We start from the raw sequence: 17,220 nt of genomic DNA, 5'->3' as shown, positions 1-17,220 counted from the left end.
TGCAAAGTTTTGTTACTTTGCTCCAATGCAAAAATCAATCAACAAATCTAAACAATTCTTAACACTTCTACTTAAGCTAATTATAATAGGAGGTGCTTTTTATTTTATTTATGAGAGGTTATCAAATGAATCAGCGATGGATTTTGATCGCTTTAGAAAAGAAATTCTTTCAAAGCAACCTTGGTACGTTATAGTTTTTATTTTATTGCTATCTGTTTTAAATCGTTTTTTAGAAATTTTAAAATGGAAAAATTTAGTTCAAGTGGTAAAACATATTTCAGTAGCAGAATCTACTAAACAGGTTTTAGGGGCTTTGACTCTAGCTTTATTTACTCCTAATGGTATAGGAGAGTACGCAGGAAAGGCATTGTTTTTTGAGAAAAATCAAGCGAAACAAATTATTTTTCTCAATTTAATTTGTAATGGAGTTCAATTGCTTTTAACCGTGTTTTTTGGAGTATGTGGGTTATTGTATTTAAATACTCGTTTCCCTATTATCAGTTCTAAGATCGTTTTATTCTTTTTTGGAATTTTAGTATTTTTAATCCTAGTAGGTATAGTTTTTAAAAAAGTTAGGATAGGTAATTATTCAGTTGGAAAAATAATTTATAAATTAAATCAGATTCCTAAAAGTATACATAAAAAAATATCTTTTTAGGTATGTTACGCTATTTTACATTTTCACATCAATATTATTTTTTATTCCTAATCTTTGATGTTAATTTACCTTATTTATTATTAATGAGCCTTATTACATCAGTTTATTTTTTAGCATCATCTTTACCTTCTTTTCAGTTTTTAGATTTCGCAGTAAAAGGCAGTGTAGCCGTATTTTTCTTTGGTTTATTAGATGTTAATGAATGGATTGTGCTTTTTATTAGTACTTTAATGTGGATTTTAAATACTGTTTTGCCTGTAATTATAGGGAGTTATTTTGTTTTAAATTTTAAATTAATAAAACCTGAAATAAAAGGAAAATAATGGAAGTTTTTATATTGATTATTTATTTGATTTTAATTGGATATAGTGTCAATATTCTTTGGTTGTGTATTGGTATTACAAAGGTTGAAGGCTTTTCATCTAAGGAATGTAATCCAAAAACAAAATTTTCAATCATTGTTCCTTTTAGAAATGAAAACAAAAATTTAATTGATTTATTAGCTTCATTTCAAGAATTAAGTTATCCAAGCAATTTATTTGAAGTAATTTTAGTTGATGATGATTCAGATAATAGATTTGAAATTTTTGAAACTCAATTTAAAATTTCTATAATTAATAATATTAGAAAATCAAATTCTCCTAAAAAGGATGCTATTAATACAGCTGTTATGGTAGCTCAAAATGATTGGATAATTACAACGGATGCCGATTGTAAAGTCAATAAGAATTGGCTATCCGTTTATGATGCTTTTATTCAAGAAAATAAGCCTAAAATGGTTGTTTCTGGAGTACTCTTTAATCCTGTTAAGAATTTTTTACAAAATTTTCAGTATTTAGATTTGTTAAGTTTACAAGGAACTACCATAGGAAGTTTTGGGAATAAACAAGGTTTTTTGTGTAATGGAGCTAATTTTTGTTATCAGCGATCTTTTTTTAAAGAATTAAAAGGGTTTGAAGGGAATGATAAGATTGCTAGTGGAGATGATGTTTTTTTACTTCAAAAAGCAATTAAAAAGGATTTAAACAATGTGTTTTTTCTTAGAAATCAATTAGCAACAGTTTATACTAAACCTGAACCTACATTAAAGAGATTGTTTAATCAGCGGGTGAGATGGGCTAGTAAAACAGGTAATTATCAATCTATTTATAGTAAACAGTTGGGGCTTTTTGTCTTTTTAATTAATTTTTCTCTAGTGTTTCTGGTTAGTAGCTTTCTTTTTTAAAATTTGAAAAAGAACTTCTGATTATTGTTTTTTCTATTAAATTCCTAGTTGATTATATTCTTTTTCGATTGTCTTCTCAATATTTTAAAAGTCCTTTAAAATATTTAACCCTTTCAATTTTTTTATATGCCTTTTTTAGCTCATTTGTTGTAATTTATTCTTTGTTTGGAACATATGATTGGAAAGGGAGAACTTTTAAGAAATAAAAGTATTATTTTAATTTAATCGGGATGAAAAATTCTGATTTAACCTTCATACCTCTTTTAATGGCAGGTTCGATTGTAGGGAAATCTACTAATTTAGAACGTAGAATACTATCAGTGTATTCAGGGTCTAGTGCGCTAGAAGGTAAAACAGTTGAAAAATCTACTTTAGAATTTGGATAAATAACAACTTTTATCTTTAAAGAATCTAATCTTGGTAATAGTGTTTTAACAGTATCAGTTGCTATTTTTTCATAAATATTTTTAGTTAGTACCTGAAAAAAGCATTCCTTTTTTAGTTCTTTATCTGCTATAGATTCACATTCAGTTATAGAAGGGTATTCATCTACTGTGCTCCAATTTATTTTGCTTAATTCTTTTTTTAAAAGATCCTCTTTGTTAGGTTCTTTTTTTTCAAAATATTGGCAGCTCACCATAGAAAGTGAGACTATTAGAAGAAATAAATTATTTTTTATGAAGTTCATTATGTCAGATTCTTTTTACTCTTTACATTTATCAGACAAAAATAATAAAATATTTTATGGATTTAGTACTGGTAATTATTGGTTTTTTATGTGTTTTAATTGGTGTTGTTGGTAGTGTCTTACCCGCTTTACCTGGGCCTGGTTTAAGTTGGCTTGGTTTACTTTTGTTATATCTTACTAAAGTTATTCCTAATAATTACTGGTTTTTAAGTATTACATTTTTAATTACGATTCTGATTATAGGTCTTGATTATTTTATTCCAGCGCAAGGAGCAAAGTATTTTGGAGGATCTAAATATGGTATTTGGGGAACTAATATTGGATTAATTATTGGGATTTTTATTCCTCCTATTGGTTTTTTAATTGGTCCTTTTATTGGAGCTTATGTTGGTGAATTATTTTTTGATCCTCAAAATCATTCAAGAGCGTTTAAAGCTGCATTAGGAGCATTTATAGGTTTTATTACTTCTACATTAATTAAATTAATTGTTTGTGTAGGGTATTTAGTTTGGTTTGTCTCTGTTGTTTGGATTTATAAAGATCAATTAGTATGAAAAAGCGAACTTTTAAAACTCGTTTTTATTCTTTAGAACAATTTTTAATATGCTATACGTTCGTGATGATGAAATTGTTTTGTACTGAGGAATTTTAACGAGTTTTTATTTTTATTTACCATTAAAAGAGGTCATGGTATTTTCTAATCCAGCTAGAGCGAAAGATTCAACTGCGGCAGCAGATTGTTCTAAGCGTTCAGTTAACTTTTCTTTTTCTTCTTCACCCCATTCGCCTAATACGTAATCTACCTGTTTTCCTTTTTTAAAATCATCACTTATTCCAAATCGGAATCTAGGGTAGTCAGTTGAATTAAGTAATAATTGTATGTTTTTCAAGCCATTATGTCCCCCATCACTCCCTTTAGGTTTTATACGTAAAGTTCCAAAAGGTAAATTTAAATCATCAGTAATTATAAGAATATTCTCTTTTTCAATTTTTTCTTTATCCATCCAATATTGAACTGCTTTACCGCTTAAATTCATGTAAGTATTAGGTTTCAGTAGAAAAAGGGTTCTTCCTTTTAACTTTATTTCTGCCATTGTGCCTAGCTTTACTGTGGTAAACTCAGTGTTGTGTTTTTTAGCTAAGAAATCAACTACTTTAAAACCTATATTGTGACGTGTATTAACATATTCTGAACCTATGTTGCCTAAGCCTACTATTAAAAATTTTTTCATTTGATGATAACTAAATGTGTTTTTGAAAAAGGGATGTCGTGAATAAAAAAGTGCTCACAATTGTGAGCACTTTTACAAAATATTTCAAGAAAATTATTTTTTCTTTCCTTTTGCTCCTTTTTCTGCTTTTGCAGCTTCTTGAGCAGCTTTCATAGCAGCACGTGAAATTCTTACTTGACACACTACAGTATTATCTGGATGTAAGAATTTGTAAGTATCTGTGTGTAATTTAGTAATATATAATTTATTACCCATTTCTAACTCAGAAATGTCAGTTTCAATAAAGTCTGGTAAATTAGCAGGTAAAGCTTTAACTTTTAATTTACGTTGGTTAAGACGTAATACACCACCTGCCATAACTCCTTTCGAGTTACCAACAACTTTTACAGGAATTTCCATAGTTACTTCTTTGTTGTCAAATAACTGGTAGAAGTCAATATGTAAAATTTTATCTGTTACTGGGTGTACTTGGATGTCTTGTAGTACAGCGTTAAAAGTTTTGCCATTTTCTAATTCAATCACAACAGTGTGTGCATTAGGAGTGTAAACCAAGTTTTTGAACGCTTTTTCTTCAGCAGCGAAGTGTACTGGTTGATCTCCTCCGTATAACACGCAAGGAACCATTCCAGCATTACGTAAGGTTTTAGTAGACACTTTACCTACGCTTTCTCTTTCAGATCCTTTAATTGTAATCGATTTCATTTAAAAAAAATATAAAAAATTAATAATATAATTTACATAATAAATTTGCTGCTAATTGAATTGTTAGAATGTACCATACGCATTACATCAGCAAACAATTCAGTACAGCTCACAACTTTAATTTTTGTTGATTCTCTTTTTAGCGGTATTGAATCCGTTACAATCAACTCTGTTAGGCTTGAATTTTCAATTTTTTCTATTGCATTTCCAGATAAAATTGCATGAGTGCATACAGCGCGTACACTCAAAGCGCCTTTCTCTAACATTAAATCAGCTGCCTTAGCTAGTGTTCCTCCTGTATCAACCATATCGTCAACAAGAATTACATTTCGCCCTTTTACTTCACCAATTAGTTCCATTGATTCAATAACATTAGCCGCCTTTCTTTGTTTGTAACAAATTACGACATCTGAACTTAGGAATTTAGAATAAGCATAAGCCCTTTTTGATCCACCCATGTCAGGAGATGCTATTGTTAAATTTTCTAGACCTAATGATTGAACATAAGGTAGGAAAACAGTAGAAGCGAATAAATGATCTACTGGTTTTTCAAAGAACCCTTGGATCTGATCAGCATGTAAATCCATAGTCATGATTCGTGTGGCTCCTGCACTTTCAAGTAACTTAGCTACTAGTTTAGCTCCTATGGGAACTCTTGGTTTGTCTTTTCTGTCTTGTCGAGCCCAACCAAAATAAGGTATTACAGCTGTTATGTGTCTTGCTGAAGCTCTTTTGGCAGCGTCAATCATCAACAAAAGTTCCATTAAATTGTCAGAACTAGGGAATGTTGAACATACAATGAAGACTCGTAATCCTCTTATTGATTCCTCAAAAGAAGGTTGGAATTCACCATCACTATAATGTGAGAACGTTACTTTTCCTAGCTTGACACCGTATTTCTCGGCAATTTTCTCAGCTAGGTATACACTTTGCGAACAAGCAAATATTTTTGCTTCCGGCTCTAAATGTGGCATTAGGTTGTTTTTTTATATCAATCAAATAACTCCTTTTGTGAAAGGATTAATTTAATCGATTATAGTTAGTTATGTGTTGTGTTGCTTTTAATGCGCTGCAAATTTAGAAATTAAAATCAACTTGAATACATAAATTTTGATATTTTTTATGAATATTCATTTTTTTGTTTACATTTGCACTCACAATTTCGAAATGCCCGGATGGCGGAATTGGTAGACGCGCACGACTCAAACTCGTGTTCTACGGAGTGTGGGTTCGATTCCCACTCCGGGTACTAAGTAAAAAGTCCTAAATATTTAGGACTTTTTTTTAGTTAAAACGCTTTTTTGTTGACTTTTGAAGATCTCCTCAGATGGTTTTGTGATCTATTTTGTTTATTGAGTAAGTTGATTGCTTATGGTTAATCAGTTTTAAAAAGAATAATTTAATCCAATACCTATTAATTGTTTGAATTGTATTTTAGCTCCAGAAGTGATTAGCTGGCCATTTATCTCATTTTTAGTTTTAACATCATCATCATATAATACATTTGTATTAATGTTAGCAGATACATATTGATTGATAATGAAGTCAAATTGTAATTGCCAATTTACATCTATATTTCCAAAATTGTTTAAGTAGTCTGAGTATAAGTTAATTCTGTTTTCTAAGTAGATGTTTTGGTATATTTCATCTTTATGAAAAGTACTTATGAGTACTCCAATTTCATTGCGATATTTTTTCCCTTTTTCTACTCCAAAAGCACCTTCATTTGCAAGGTCTGAATTAAAAACAAAAGTAGATTTTTCAGTTAGAGGGGATAAATATATTTTGAAGTTTTGTTCTTTATTAATGTATTCTGTTCCAATACCTATGAATAAATAAGCTGGCGCAAAAAGACTAGAAATGGGTTTTTCAAAATTTGGATGCTTGTAACCGTTTGCAAACTGGGTATTGAAATTTAATTTGGCTGAATAGTGCCAATTAGAAATACTGTCTTTTTGAATCCAAAGGTAGAGTTAATGAGAAAAACATCCTCTGTTTTTCTTATGGGATAGCCGTCTTGTTTATTTATTCCGTAACGAAATAATAATTCGTTATACCATTTCAAATTTTTATGTCGGAATACTCTTTTGAAATCACCTTTAAGTAAGCCCGAAATAGAGTTGTTGCCTCCTGCATTCCAGTTAATAAAACTTATTTGATTGACTTCTAGTGTAATTTTGTTTTGCCTTTTCCAGTGTGTGATAGTGTCAGGTAGTGTTGTTGTAATACTTTGGGAGTAAGTTTTTAATAAACAGAATAAAAATAAAATAAGGAATTGGTTATTTTTCATTTTATTGTGAGATAAAAAAAACGCCCCTAGCGAGAGACGTTCTTGGTTTTTGGTTTTGGTTAATTTAGTGGAGAATATCGGAGTCGAACCGATGACCCCTGCGTGCAAGGCAGTCGGTCTAGCTAGCTGAGCTAATCCCTCAATCTTTGTCAAATATATTGTTTTTTTTCTTTTTAAAAAATATTTTAAAAAATATGTTAAAGTTTAGTGGAGAATACCGGGTTCGAACCGGTCGCCTCTACGCTGCCAGCGTAGCGCTCTAGCCAAATGAGCTAATCCCCCAAAGTTTTGTCAAATTTAATTTTTTTCTGTAAATATCTGTATTTTTGTGAAAAAAAAATATGTCTAAAGATATTACAATAAAAATAACGGATAGAGAAGGTGTTACGCATGAAGTTCAAGCTCCAACAGATATGAATATGAATATTATGGAGTTGGTTCGTGCTTATGAATTAGCACCTGAAGGTACTATAGGTATTTGTGGTGGCATGGCTATGTGTGCTTCTTGCCAATGTTATGTCTTGAATGATGTTGAATTATTTGAAAAAAATCAAGATGAAGAAGCGATGCTTTGGGAAGCTTTAAATGTAAAAGAGAATAGTCGTTTAGGATGTCAAATACCAATAACTCCAGAAATAGATGGGTTAGAGATTGAACTGGCTCCAGCAGAATAAGTGTTGTTACTGTCCGAAAAAAACTTTATTAATATTTTTTAGGGGTAATTAAATTTAATTTTTTCGGACAGTTAGCTGGTCTTATTGTATGGAATCAATAGATTCTTCAATTGCATTCCATAGTTGAATGCGCTTTTCTAAGGCTTCAATTGCAATTTTTTCCATTTCATTCCATTTCTCTTGATCATCATTTGCTAAATATTCAATCATCTTCATAGCCATTGGACCATGTTCGTCTCCATCAAGTTCTATATGACGTTCGAAGTAATAAATTAGCTTTGAAAAATCTTTTTCAGGGAATGATTCTTTAAAATTTTTTAAGATAGCGGTAAACATACTAGGAATCAAATCTTCTCTTCCGAAAGTAAAAGCACTTGCTATTTCGTGGGGTTGTCCTTTTTCTATTACTTTGAAGGTAAAAGTTAAAAAATCTTTTATAGCTTTTCCTAGTTCGCTTTGATTGATGCTTACAAAAATATTTCGGGTTTCGTCTACGTTTTTTAAAAAGCTTTTAATTTCATTAGTAGAAGCTCCGCAGTCCTGCATGGCTTCTAAATACATTTCGTAGTGGCTTAAGCGCTTACCGTCTAAAGCTAAGTCTGATTCTTCTGCTAGTACGATTTCATTTATTAGATAGCGTGTTTCGGGATTAGGGGAGGCTTTCCACGGGGTGCTAGTGCAGGTTAATTGATTTTGAAGTGCTTTTAATAAAGACATAAAATCCCAAACTGCGTAAATATGATGTTCTAGGAATATGTTGAGCGATTCTAATGTTTTGATTTTTGGGTATAAGGGGTGATTTAATAATATATCCTTTTGTGTTTGGATATTTTTATGGATAGATTCTATACTCATTATTTAAAGAAATTTCGACAAAAATAATAAATGCCTCTTTAAAAGGAGAGGCATTCATATCATTTTTATTTATTTGTGTATTATTTAAAGGCTGGAAAGCCTGTTACATCCATACCTGTAATTAACAGATGGATGTCGTGTGTTCCTTCGTATGTTACTACTGACTCTAAGTTCATCATATGTCGCATAATAGAATATTCGCCTGTAATACCCATTCCTCCTAACATTTGACGTGCATCGCGAGCGATTGTTAGTGCCATGTCAACATTATTTCTTTTCGCCATAGATATTTGGGCAGATGTAGCTCTTCCTTCATTGCGTAATACGCCTAGTCTCCAAGTAAGAAGTTGTGCTTTTGTGATTTCTGTAATCATTTCAGCGAGCTTCTTTTGTTGTAATTGCGTGGCTCCAATTGGTTTGTCAAACTGGATACGTTCTTTTGAGTAGCGCAAAGCTGTGTCATAACAATCCATAGCAGCTCCAATTGCTCCCCATGCTATTCCGTATCGGGCTGAGTCAAGGCAACCAAGAGGGGCACCTAGACCTGATTTTCCTGGTAGTAAATTTTTTTTAGGGACTTTTACGTTATCAAATATAAGTTCACCTGTTGCTGATGCACGTAGTGACCATTTGTTGTGTGTTTCAGGTGTGCTAAAGCCTTCCATGCCACGTTCGACAATTAATCCATGAATGCGTCCTTCTTCGTTTTTTGCCCAAACCACAGCAATTTGTGCAAATGGTGCATTTGAAATCCACATTTTAGCGCCATTTAAAAGATAGTGATCTCCCATATCTTTAAAATTGGTTACCATTCCGCTAGGATTTGATCCATAATCAGGTTCTGTTAATCCAAAGCACCCCATCCATTCGCCTGTAGCTAATTTGGGTAAATATTTTTCACGTTGTTCTTCAGAACCATATTTCCAAATAGGGTACATTACTAATGAGGATTGTACAGAGGAAGTAGAGCGTACACCTGAATCTCCTCTTTCAATTTCTTGCATTATTAAACCGTATGAAATCTGATCTAGTCCAGCTCCTCCATATTCAACAGGTATGTAAGGTCCAAATCCACCAATTTCTCCTAATCCTTTAATGATTTGATTAGGGAATTCAGCACGTTGTGCATATTCTTCAATAATAGGTGATATTTCTTTTTTTACCCATGTACGAGCGGCATCACGTACAAGTTTGTGTTCCTCTGTTAATAAGTCGTCTAATAGATAGTAATCAGGTGATTGAAATAAATCTGGTTTCATATGGTTTGTTTTTATAATAAAAAATAAAGATGATAAAAATATTTATTAAATCATATTTTTTAAAAACACGATTTAACAAAATTAGATAAAGATTTTTATTCAACAACTGATAAATGTTATGAATCAGATAAATAATTTATTTCAGGATTTTATAGGTTTAATTATTTCTGTTTTGTTTGAATTTTTTGTGTTTAGTGTCTCTTTGAAATATTCTTGCTAGAAATTTGATTACGCTTTAGTAGGTTGTTTTAAATGGAGAGATTTTTAATTATAAGTTGAAAAGTTTAGTTGAATTGAATAGGTTTTGATTGATTCTGTTTAATTCGATCATTATTTTTTAAAGGAAAAAAGAAGATTGCTGAGTTTTAGTGTTTGTGTTTATTTTCGAGATTATTTTTTATGGCTTGTTTTTTTTGTTCTAATTCTTCGGATCTGTGTTTTGTTTTTATTTAGATAGGAAAGATAAAGATGCTTTAAATTAATTTTGTTAGAAATATTAAATATTGTGGTTTAGTAGATTTTTTGTTACTCTGCTGCCAGCAATAAAAGAGGCTGTAAAGCCTAAAATCATAATAGTAGCAAAAACTATTAGAATGTTTGTGGCTTCTATTTTGACAGGGTAAGGTAGTGATTCGGTTATTGTTATTAGGCTAAATTGGTCTTGTATTAAGATTAATATAAAGCCTAGTGCGATACCTAATATGCCTCCGATGAAAGTTATTAAACTTCCTTGTAATAAGAATATTATTTGAATGTTTTTGATGGTAGTGCCTAGATTTAGAAGGGTTTGGAGGTTGTTCTTTTTTTCAAGAATCATCATAATGATAGCGCCTGCTAAAGTAAAAAGGGTCATGATGATAACTAATGTGAAAATGAGGTAGATAGCTGTATTTTCAGTATTTAACATTTTATGTAAGCTATCATTAAGTTGTGTTCTGTTTTTTATGACTACTTTATTTTTAAATATTTTAGTTAAATCAGAGATGATGATGTCTTCATTGGCTAGACTATCTGTTTTTATTTCTATTGCAGATACTTCATTTTTTTTTATATTCCAATAAATCTTGAGTTAGTCTTAAGTCTGTATAAACATACTTTGCATCTAAATCATCATTAATAGAGTATATTCCTACAGGTATTAGATTGGATTTGTTAAAAGCAGTTTCAGGATTTGTAATGGTTCCTTTTCCAGGTCTCGGTACATAAATTTCAAGAGTGTTGTTTAAATCAAAAAGACCTAATGATAATTTATTTGCAATAACATTTCCCATAACAACTTGAGGGGTTTCAGGAACTAGCCATTGACCTTGATAGATTGCTTTTTGGATTTTGTTGACCTGATTAAACTGATTATCTACGCCTTTGATTTCGGCAACATGTTCTTTTCCTTTATACATGAAAAGAACCTTCTCTTCAATGATATTGCTGTAAAACTTAATTCCTTTTAGCTTTTTTAATTTATCAAGTTGTTGGCTATTAACTGTGATGATTTTGCCTTTTTAGGAAAGATTTTTAAATCAGGATCAAAGTTATTGCTAAAAGATAGACTGAACTCTTTTAGTCCACTAAAAACAGAGAGTACAACAAATAATGACATAGATCCAATGATTATTCCTACTGAGGCTATGCGGCTAATAATGTTTATTGCATTGTTTTTGCTGCCAGTGCGTAAATATCGTTGCGCTATGTAAAAAGGGAAGTACAATTGCTTAAGATTTCTTTCTTTTATCTAATAAATTAGGGTTTTCTATTGGGTTGTCTTTTCCTGATAAAGCATTATCTATCTTTTCAATGTAGTCTAAACTGTCATCAATGTAGAAAAGTAGATTAGGAACGCGACGCAGTTGTTGTTTTACACGTTGTGCTAAATCGTGTTTAATAAGGGGAGTGTTTGATTTTACAGCTTCTAAAATTTCTTCTGCTTTATCTTGTGGGAAAATGCTAAGAAATACTTTTGCAATTGATAAATCAGTAGTGACACTCACTTTTGAAACAGATATAACAAGATTTGAAATTCCATTTTTACGTACCTCTCCTTGTAAAATATCTACTAAATCTTTTTGTAAAACGTTTCCTATTTTTTTCTGTCTATTAGTCTCCATGCTGCAAACATACAATTTTTTGTAATTAGTGTTGCTATTTTGAGTTTCTCAAATGATATATTTGTCTAAATAAATAATTTGGTAATGAAAAAAATTGAACACATAGGAATTGCAGTAAAAAGTTTAGAAGAATCTAATAAGATTTTTGAATTACTTTTTGGGCAGCCTGCATATAAAGAAGAATTTGTCGAAAGTGAAGGTGTTAAAACATCTTTTTTTATGAATGGTCCTAATAAAATAGAACTTTTAGAAGCTACTCATTCAGAAAGTCCTATTGCAAAATTTATTGAAAAGAAGGGGGAAGGGATCCATCATATTGCTTTTGATGTTGAAAATATACTACTAGAAATAGAAAGATTGAAAAAAAATGGATTTATTGTTTTGAACGAAATTCCTAAGAAAGGTGCTGATAATAAATTAGTTGCTTTCTTACATCCTAAGAGTACTAATGGGGTATTGATCGAATTGTGTCAAGAAATTGAAAAATAATTTTGCAGAATTAAAAAAATGTCTTAATATTGCAACCGCAAACAGAGAGCAACTCTGAGCAAATAAAAAAGTTTACTTAGGTAAATTGGTCCTATAGCTCAGTTGGTTAGAGCACCTGACTCATAATCAGGTGGTCCCTGGTTCGAGCCCAGGTGGGACCACTAGTAAAATCAAAGCCTTACAGAAATGTGAGGCTTTTTTATTTTATAAAATTTTATATTCTTTGTTTTACACTAGTTAGTTAGGCTTAAAACCTGAATAACGAATCAATAATCATCCTTCCTATTAAATTATTTGATTTCTTCCTTTCTAAAATGTATTTTTGGAAATTCTCTTTTCAGATTTAAATTCTGAAAAATTACTATGGAAAAGAGTTATTAAAATTTCGAATTTTGCATCTATGTATTTAATTTTTGATACTGAAACTACAGGTTTACCACGTAGTTGGTCTGCCCCTATTACTGATACAGATAATTGGCCACGTTGTATACAAATAGCTTGGCAGTTGCACGATGAAATGGGGCAACTCATAGAACACCAAGATTATCTTGTGAAGCCAGAGGGATTTAATATTCCTTATGATGCGGAGAGAGTTCATGGTATTTCTACTGAATTAGCCATGGAACAGGGGGTTAGTTTACAAGAGGTATTAGATAAATTTAATATAGCTCTTTCAAAAGCAAAATATGTTGTTGGTCAAAACGTTGGCTTTGATGTTAATATAATGGGATGTGAGTTTTATAGAGGAGGAGTTACTTCTGCTTTATCACAAATGCCTGTTTTAGACACTTGTACTGAAACTACAGCAGAATTATTGAAATTACCAGGAGGACGTGGAGGGAGGTATAAATTACCAACACTTACTGAATTGCATCAGTTCCTCTTTGGGGAACCTTTTGCAGAAGCTCATAATGCTACTGCTGACGTAGAAGCTACAACTCGTTGTTTTCTTGAACTCATTAAAAGAGAAGTCTTTACAGAAGAAGAATTAGATGTTCCAGAGGAATATTATATGCGTTTCCGCCAAAATAATCCTCAAGAAATTAAACTAATTGGTTTAAAGCATATCAATTTAAAGTCTGCTTCTGATGAAATTAGAAATAGATTAAATAAAATACAGCAAGAAGGAGGAGGTACAGCTGTTTCGGAAGAAGCAATTAAAAGTTTAGAACACGCTGTGTATGCACATTTGCATAATCATACTCAGTTTTCCGTCTTACAATCTACAATTTCTATTCCTGCTATCGTAAATGCAGCAGCTAAAAGTAAAATGACTGCAGTAGCTATGACTGATGTAGGAAACATGATGGGAGCCTTTCAGTTTGTAAGTGCTGTCTTAAATCATAATAAATCTGCTAAATCTAAAAATGAAGCTAGTATAGAAAAAGGAGAAACGCCCTCTGAAGTTGAAATTAAACCCATCGTGGGGGGAGAATTCTTTGTTTGTAACAATCATAAAGATAAATCAGTCAAAGATAATGGATATCAAGTCGTATTCTTAGCTAAAAATAAGAATGGTTACCATAATTTAGCAAAAATGGCATCTATTGCCTATACAGAGGGGTTTTATTACGTACCTAGAATAGATCGAAACATAGTAGAACAATATAAAGAAGATATTATAGTTCTATCGGGTAATTTATACGGAGAAATACCTAGTAAAATTCTTAATGTTGGTGAAAACCAAGCAGAAGAAGCACTTTTGTGGTGGAAATCACAATTTGGAGATGATTTTTATCTCGAAATAATGCGTCATAATCAAGAAGATGAAAATCGCGTTAATCAGACTTTAACACAGTTTGCTCATAAACATCAAGTTAAATTGATAGCAACTAATAATACTTATTATGTTGCTAAGGAAGATGCTAATGCTCACGATATTTTATTGTGTGTAAAAGAAGGAGAAAAACAAGCTACACCTATTGGAAGGGGGCGTGGTTATCGTTATGGACTTCCTAATCAAGAATATTATTTTAAAACGCAAGAAGAAATGAAACATCTTTTTGCTGATTTGCCAGAGGCTATTGTTAATATTCAAGAAATTATAAACAAAATAGAAGTTTATTCCTTATATCGAGATGTACTATTACCTAAATTTGATATTCCTGAAGAGTTTTTAGTAGCAGAAGACAATCAAGATGGAGGTAAAAGAGGAGAAAATAAATATTTACGTTATCTTACATACGAAGGAGCTCGTAAGAGATACCCAGAAATTGCTGATGAATCAATAAATTTAACTAAAACGAATGAAATTAAAGAACGTTTAGATTTTGAATTATTAACAATAGAAAAAACGGGATATCCAGGTTATTTCTTAATTGTTCAAGATTTCATTGCTGCTGCAAGGCAAATGGGCGTTTCTGTTGGTCCTGGTCGTGGTTCTGCTGCAGGTTCAGCAGTTGCTTATTGTTTAGGAATTACAAACATAGATCCAATTCAATATGATTTGCTTTTTGAGCGTTTCCTGAATCCAGATCGTGTATCCATGCCCGATATTGATATTGATTTTGATGATGAAGGACGAGGAGATGTAATGCAGTATGTTATTGATAAGTACGGAGCTAACCAAGTAGCACAAATCATTACATATGGTAAAATGGCAACAAAATCTGCCATACGAGATACTGCTAGGGTGTTGGATTTACCCTTATTTGAAGCAGATAAAATTGCAAAACTAATTCCAGCTATGATGCCTTCTAAGTGGAATCTTGCTCGATTTTTAAAAGAAGAAGAGGGAGAAGTTAAAAAAGCACTCAAATCCTCTGAGGAATTTGATCGAGTAAAAGAGTTAATAAGTATAGCGAATGAAGGTGATTTAGCAGGAGAGACCATTCAGCAAGCCAAGGTTTTGGAAGGTTCTATGCGTAATACAGGGATACATGCTTGTGGAGTTATTATTACACCAGATGATATTACTAATTTCGTTCCTGTAACTACCGCTAAAGATTCAGACTTATATGTTACTCAGTTTGATAACTCAGTAGCAGAAAGTGCAGGTCTATTAAAAATGGACTTTTTGGGTCTGAAGACCTTAACTCTAATAAAAGATACAGTTAAGCTAGTAAAATATCGTTTGGGAATAGAATTAGATCCTGATAATTTTCCTATTGATGATGTAAAAACTTACGAACTTTTTCAACGAGGAGAAACAGTTGGAGTATTCCAATATGAATCACCCGGTATGCAAAAATACATGAAGGATTTAAAACCAACTGTTTTTGCTGATTTAATTGCCATGAATGCCTTGTATCGCCCAGGGCCTCTAGAATATATTCCTTCCTTTGTTCGAAGAAAAAATGGAATTGAAGAAATAACATATGATTTAGATGCTTGCGAAGAATATTTAGCAGAAACGTATGGAATTACCGTGTATCAGGAACAAGTAATGCTTCTTTCTCAAAAATTAGCAAACTTCTCTAAAGGTGATGCTGACGTTCTTCGTAAAGCAATGGGGAAAAAACAAAAGGATGTACTAGATAAAATGAAATCTAAATTCATAGATCAAGCAATGGCTAATGGTCATGATGCTCAGAAATTAGATAAAATCTGGACTGACTGGGAAGCTTTTGCAAGTTATGCATTTAATAAATCACACTCCACCTGTTATGCTTGGGTAGCATATCAGACAGCTTATCTTAAAGCGCATTATCCAGCTGAATACATGGCAGCCGTTCTTTCTAATAACATGAATGATATTAAACAAGTATCTTTTTTTATGGAAGAATGCAGGCGTATGGGATTAGAGGTTTTAGGACCTGATGTCAATGAGTCGTTTTATAAATTTACAGTAAATGAAAATTATGCTATTCGATTCGGGATGGGGGCAATTAAAGGGGTTGGAGAAGGAGCGGTAAACACCATTATTGAAAATAGAAAAGAAAGTAAATACAAATCAATTTTTGATTTAGCCAAACGAATAGATTTAAGAGCAGCAAACAAAAAAGCATTTGAGAATCTTGCACTTTCAGGAGGATTTGATTGTTTTGAAAATACTCATAGAGCTCAATATTTTCATCATGAAGGTGATAATATCTGGTTTTTAGAAAAAGCCATGAAATATGGTGCCAAAATGCAAGAAAATGAAAATTCTTCTCAAGTAAGTCTATTCGGCGATACGACAGAAGTTCAAATACCAGAACCTACAGTTCCTCCTTGTGAAGAATGGCATACCATGGAAAAATTAGCAAGGGAAAAAGAAGTAGTAGGAATTTATATTTCAGGGCATCCACTTGATGATTATAAATATGAAATGAAATATTTCTGTAATACTCGTTTAGAACAGTTGTCTTATTTAGAGCAATTAGTAGGGAAAAATATTTCGTTAGGAGGTATGGTTAGTAATGTTCAACACAGAACTGCTAAAAATGGTAAAGGTTGGGCAACATTTAATTTAGAAGGATATGATGAAACATATGAGTTTAGAATTTTTGATGAAGAATATTTAAGATTTCGTCATTATTTAGTTCAAAATCAATTCGTTTATTTTAAATTGAATGTAAAAGAAGGTTGGACAAATCGTGAAACAGGTAAAAAGTCAGATCCTAGAATCCAATTTATGGATGGGAAAATGCTTGCAGATGTTCTACCAACTTATGCTAAAAAAATGACCATTTTATTTTCTATATATGAAATAAAAGAAGACTTAGTAAATAATTTGTATAATTTATTTGTAGATAATAAAGGAGATCATCAGGTAACGTTTGAAGTTATGGAGCTAGAAAAAATTAAAAAACAATTAGAAATTGATAGTGCCCCTATTGAAGACAGTCAAAACGATGATATAGAAAATGGAGAAATTGAGGTAGAGATACCAGAAGAGAAAGAGGAAATAATTATTAAAAATATGTTATCTATGCCAAGTCGTAAGATAAAAATAAAAATTTCTTCTGAACTGTTACAAGAAATGGAAAATATGCAAATAAATTTTAAAATTGCATAGATAAAATTTAATAAGTTCGTATTTTTATAAACAGTATTTAATTAATATGAAAATAATAAATAAGTCCATAATCTATCTATTAATTCTCTTCATCTCATTTACCCTAA

General features: G+C 31.4%; 14 protein-coding genes, 3 tRNA genes and 2 pseudogenes. 9 read left to right on the top strand and 10 right to left on the bottom strand.

Translation table 11 applies throughout. From position 1 onward, the window contains the following. The first annotated feature begins 25 nt into the window (after positions 1 to 25). Positions 26 to 981 (top strand): annotated as a pseudogene (locus JJC03_RS03250) (hypothetical protein). Then, positions 981 to 1,883 carry a glycosyltransferase gene (locus JJC03_RS03245; RefSeq protein ID WP_309597737.1) on the top strand — a complete coding sequence of 301 codons (903 nt, stop codon included), beginning with the start codon at positions 981 to 983 and terminating at the stop codon, positions 1,881 to 1,883. Before JJC03_RS03250 ends, JJC03_RS03245 begins: the two are co-directional and overlap by 1 nt. A 211-nt stretch (positions 1,884 to 2,094) precedes the next feature. Here JJC03_RS03245 and JJC03_RS03240 read toward each other — a convergent pair whose 3' ends face one another. Beyond that, positions 2,095 to 2,571 carry a hypothetical protein gene (locus JJC03_RS03240; protein ID WP_235873967.1) on the bottom strand — a complete coding sequence of 159 codons (477 nt, stop codon included), beginning with the start codon at positions 2,569 to 2,571 and terminating at the stop codon, positions 2,095 to 2,097. A gap of 56 nt (positions 2,572 to 2,627) precedes the next feature. On the opposite strand from JJC03_RS03240, the gene JJC03_RS03235 reads away from it, so the two are divergent. Then, on the top strand, positions 2,628 to 3,125 hold the full coding sequence (locus JJC03_RS03235; protein WP_235873966.1) for a DUF456 domain-containing protein: 498 nt from the start codon (positions 2,628 to 2,630) through the stop codon (positions 3,123 to 3,125). A gap of 111 nt (positions 3,126 to 3,236) precedes the next feature. Here JJC03_RS03235 and pth read toward each other — a convergent pair whose 3' ends face one another. The 3 genes from pth to JJC03_RS03220 all read right to left on the bottom strand — a co-directional run bounded on the left by pth (position 3,237) and on the right by JJC03_RS03220 (position 5,479). Next, a complete protein-coding gene (gene pth / locus JJC03_RS03230) occupies positions 3,237 to 3,803 on the bottom strand; it encodes an aminoacyl-tRNA hydrolase (RefSeq protein ID WP_088397697.1) in 567 nt (188 codons plus the stop codon). A gap of 93 nt (positions 3,804 to 3,896) precedes the next feature. Continuing rightward, positions 3,897 to 4,505 carry a 50S ribosomal protein L25/general stress protein Ctc gene (locus tag JJC03_RS03225; protein WP_088397696.1) on the bottom strand — a complete coding sequence of 203 codons (609 nt, stop codon included), beginning with the start codon at positions 4,503 to 4,505 and terminating at the stop codon, positions 3,897 to 3,899. A 32-nt stretch (positions 4,506 to 4,537) separates the two neighbouring features. Continuing rightward, entirely contained in the window at positions 4,538 to 5,479 is a 942-nt protein-coding gene (locus tag JJC03_RS03220) for a ribose-phosphate pyrophosphokinase (protein ID WP_088397695.1), read from the bottom strand. 195 nt (positions 5,480 to 5,674) lie between these two features. On the opposite strand from JJC03_RS03220, the gene JJC03_RS03215 reads away from it, so the two are divergent. Next, positions 5,675 to 5,754, top strand: a tRNA-Leu gene (locus tag JJC03_RS03215). Positions 5,755 to 6,170: 416 nt separating this feature from the next. Then, positions 6,171 to 6,344 (top strand): hypothetical protein, encoded by a 174-nt coding sequence (locus tag JJC03_RS17265; protein WP_258932118.1) that lies wholly within the window; start codon positions 6,171 to 6,173, stop codon positions 6,342 to 6,344. A 76-nt stretch (positions 6,345 to 6,420) separates the two neighbouring features. Here the strand turns inward: JJC03_RS17265 and JJC03_RS17260 are convergent, their stop codons facing one another. Together JJC03_RS17260 and JJC03_RS03205 are read right to left on the bottom strand one after the other, a co-directional pair. Further along, positions 6,421 to 6,948 carry a DUF3078 domain-containing protein gene (locus tag JJC03_RS17260; RefSeq protein WP_258932117.1) on the bottom strand — a complete coding sequence of 176 codons (528 nt, stop codon included), beginning with the start codon at positions 6,946 to 6,948 and terminating at the stop codon, positions 6,421 to 6,423. A 55-nt stretch (positions 6,949 to 7,003) separates the two neighbouring features. Further along, a tRNA-Ala gene (locus JJC03_RS03205) sits at positions 7,004 to 7,077 on the bottom strand. Between the two features lie 59 nt (positions 7,078 to 7,136). Between JJC03_RS03205 and JJC03_RS03200 the strand changes: the two genes are divergently transcribed. Then, complete coding sequence (locus JJC03_RS03200; protein ID WP_088397693.1) at positions 7,137 to 7,469, top strand: 2Fe-2S iron-sulfur cluster-binding family protein; 333 nt, start codon at positions 7,137 to 7,139, stop codon at positions 7,467 to 7,469. An 81-nt stretch (positions 7,470 to 7,550) separates the two neighbouring features. On the opposite strand, the gene JJC03_RS03195 is transcribed toward JJC03_RS03200, so the two are convergent. The 4 genes and pseudogenes from JJC03_RS03195 to rbfA form a co-directional block, all read right to left on the bottom strand. Further along, complete coding sequence (locus JJC03_RS03195) at positions 7,551 to 8,324, bottom strand: DUF3050 domain-containing protein (RefSeq protein ID WP_088397692.1); 774 nt, start codon at positions 8,322 to 8,324, stop codon at positions 7,551 to 7,553. Positions 8,325 to 8,404: 80 nt separating this feature from the next. After that, positions 8,405 to 9,583, bottom strand: coding sequence for an acyl-CoA dehydrogenase family protein (locus tag JJC03_RS03190; protein WP_088444439.1), 1,179 nt, complete (start codon positions 9,581 to 9,583; stop codon positions 8,405 to 8,407). Between the two features lie 496 nt (positions 9,584 to 10,079). Further along, positions 10,080 to 11,288: pseudogene (locus JJC03_RS03185) on the bottom strand (ABC transporter permease). Between the two features lie 4 nt (positions 11,289 to 11,292). Further along, on the bottom strand, positions 11,293 to 11,685 hold the full coding sequence (gene rbfA, locus JJC03_RS03180) for a 30S ribosome-binding factor RbfA (protein ID WP_088397689.1): 393 nt from the start codon (positions 11,683 to 11,685) through the stop codon (positions 11,293 to 11,295). A gap of 84 nt (positions 11,686 to 11,769) precedes the next feature. On the opposite strand from rbfA, the gene mce reads away from it, so the two are divergent. From mce to dnaE, 3 genes are all read left to right on the top strand, one after another. Further along, positions 11,770 to 12,174: a methylmalonyl-CoA epimerase gene (mce, locus tag JJC03_RS03175; RefSeq protein WP_088397688.1), complete on the top strand. Its 405-nt coding sequence runs from the start codon at positions 11,770 to 11,772 to the stop codon at positions 12,172 to 12,174. 87 nt (positions 12,175 to 12,261) lie between these two features. After that, a tRNA-Ile gene (locus JJC03_RS03170) sits at positions 12,262 to 12,335 on the top strand. Between the two features lie 239 nt (positions 12,336 to 12,574). Then, positions 12,575 to 17,113, top strand: coding sequence for a DNA polymerase III subunit alpha (gene dnaE, locus JJC03_RS03165; protein ID WP_103714461.1), 4,539 nt, complete (start codon positions 12,575 to 12,577; stop codon positions 17,111 to 17,113). The last annotated feature ends 107 nt before the right edge of the window (positions 17,114 to 17,220 follow it).

Source organism: Flavobacterium oreochromis (genome assembly GCF_019565455.1).
In the GTDB taxonomy this organism is placed as follows: Bacteria; Bacteroidota; Bacteroidia; order Flavobacteriales; family Flavobacteriaceae; genus Flavobacterium; species Flavobacterium oreochromis.
Note: the sequence above shows the minus strand (reverse complement) of the source record. Positions and strands in the feature narration are given on the sequence as shown.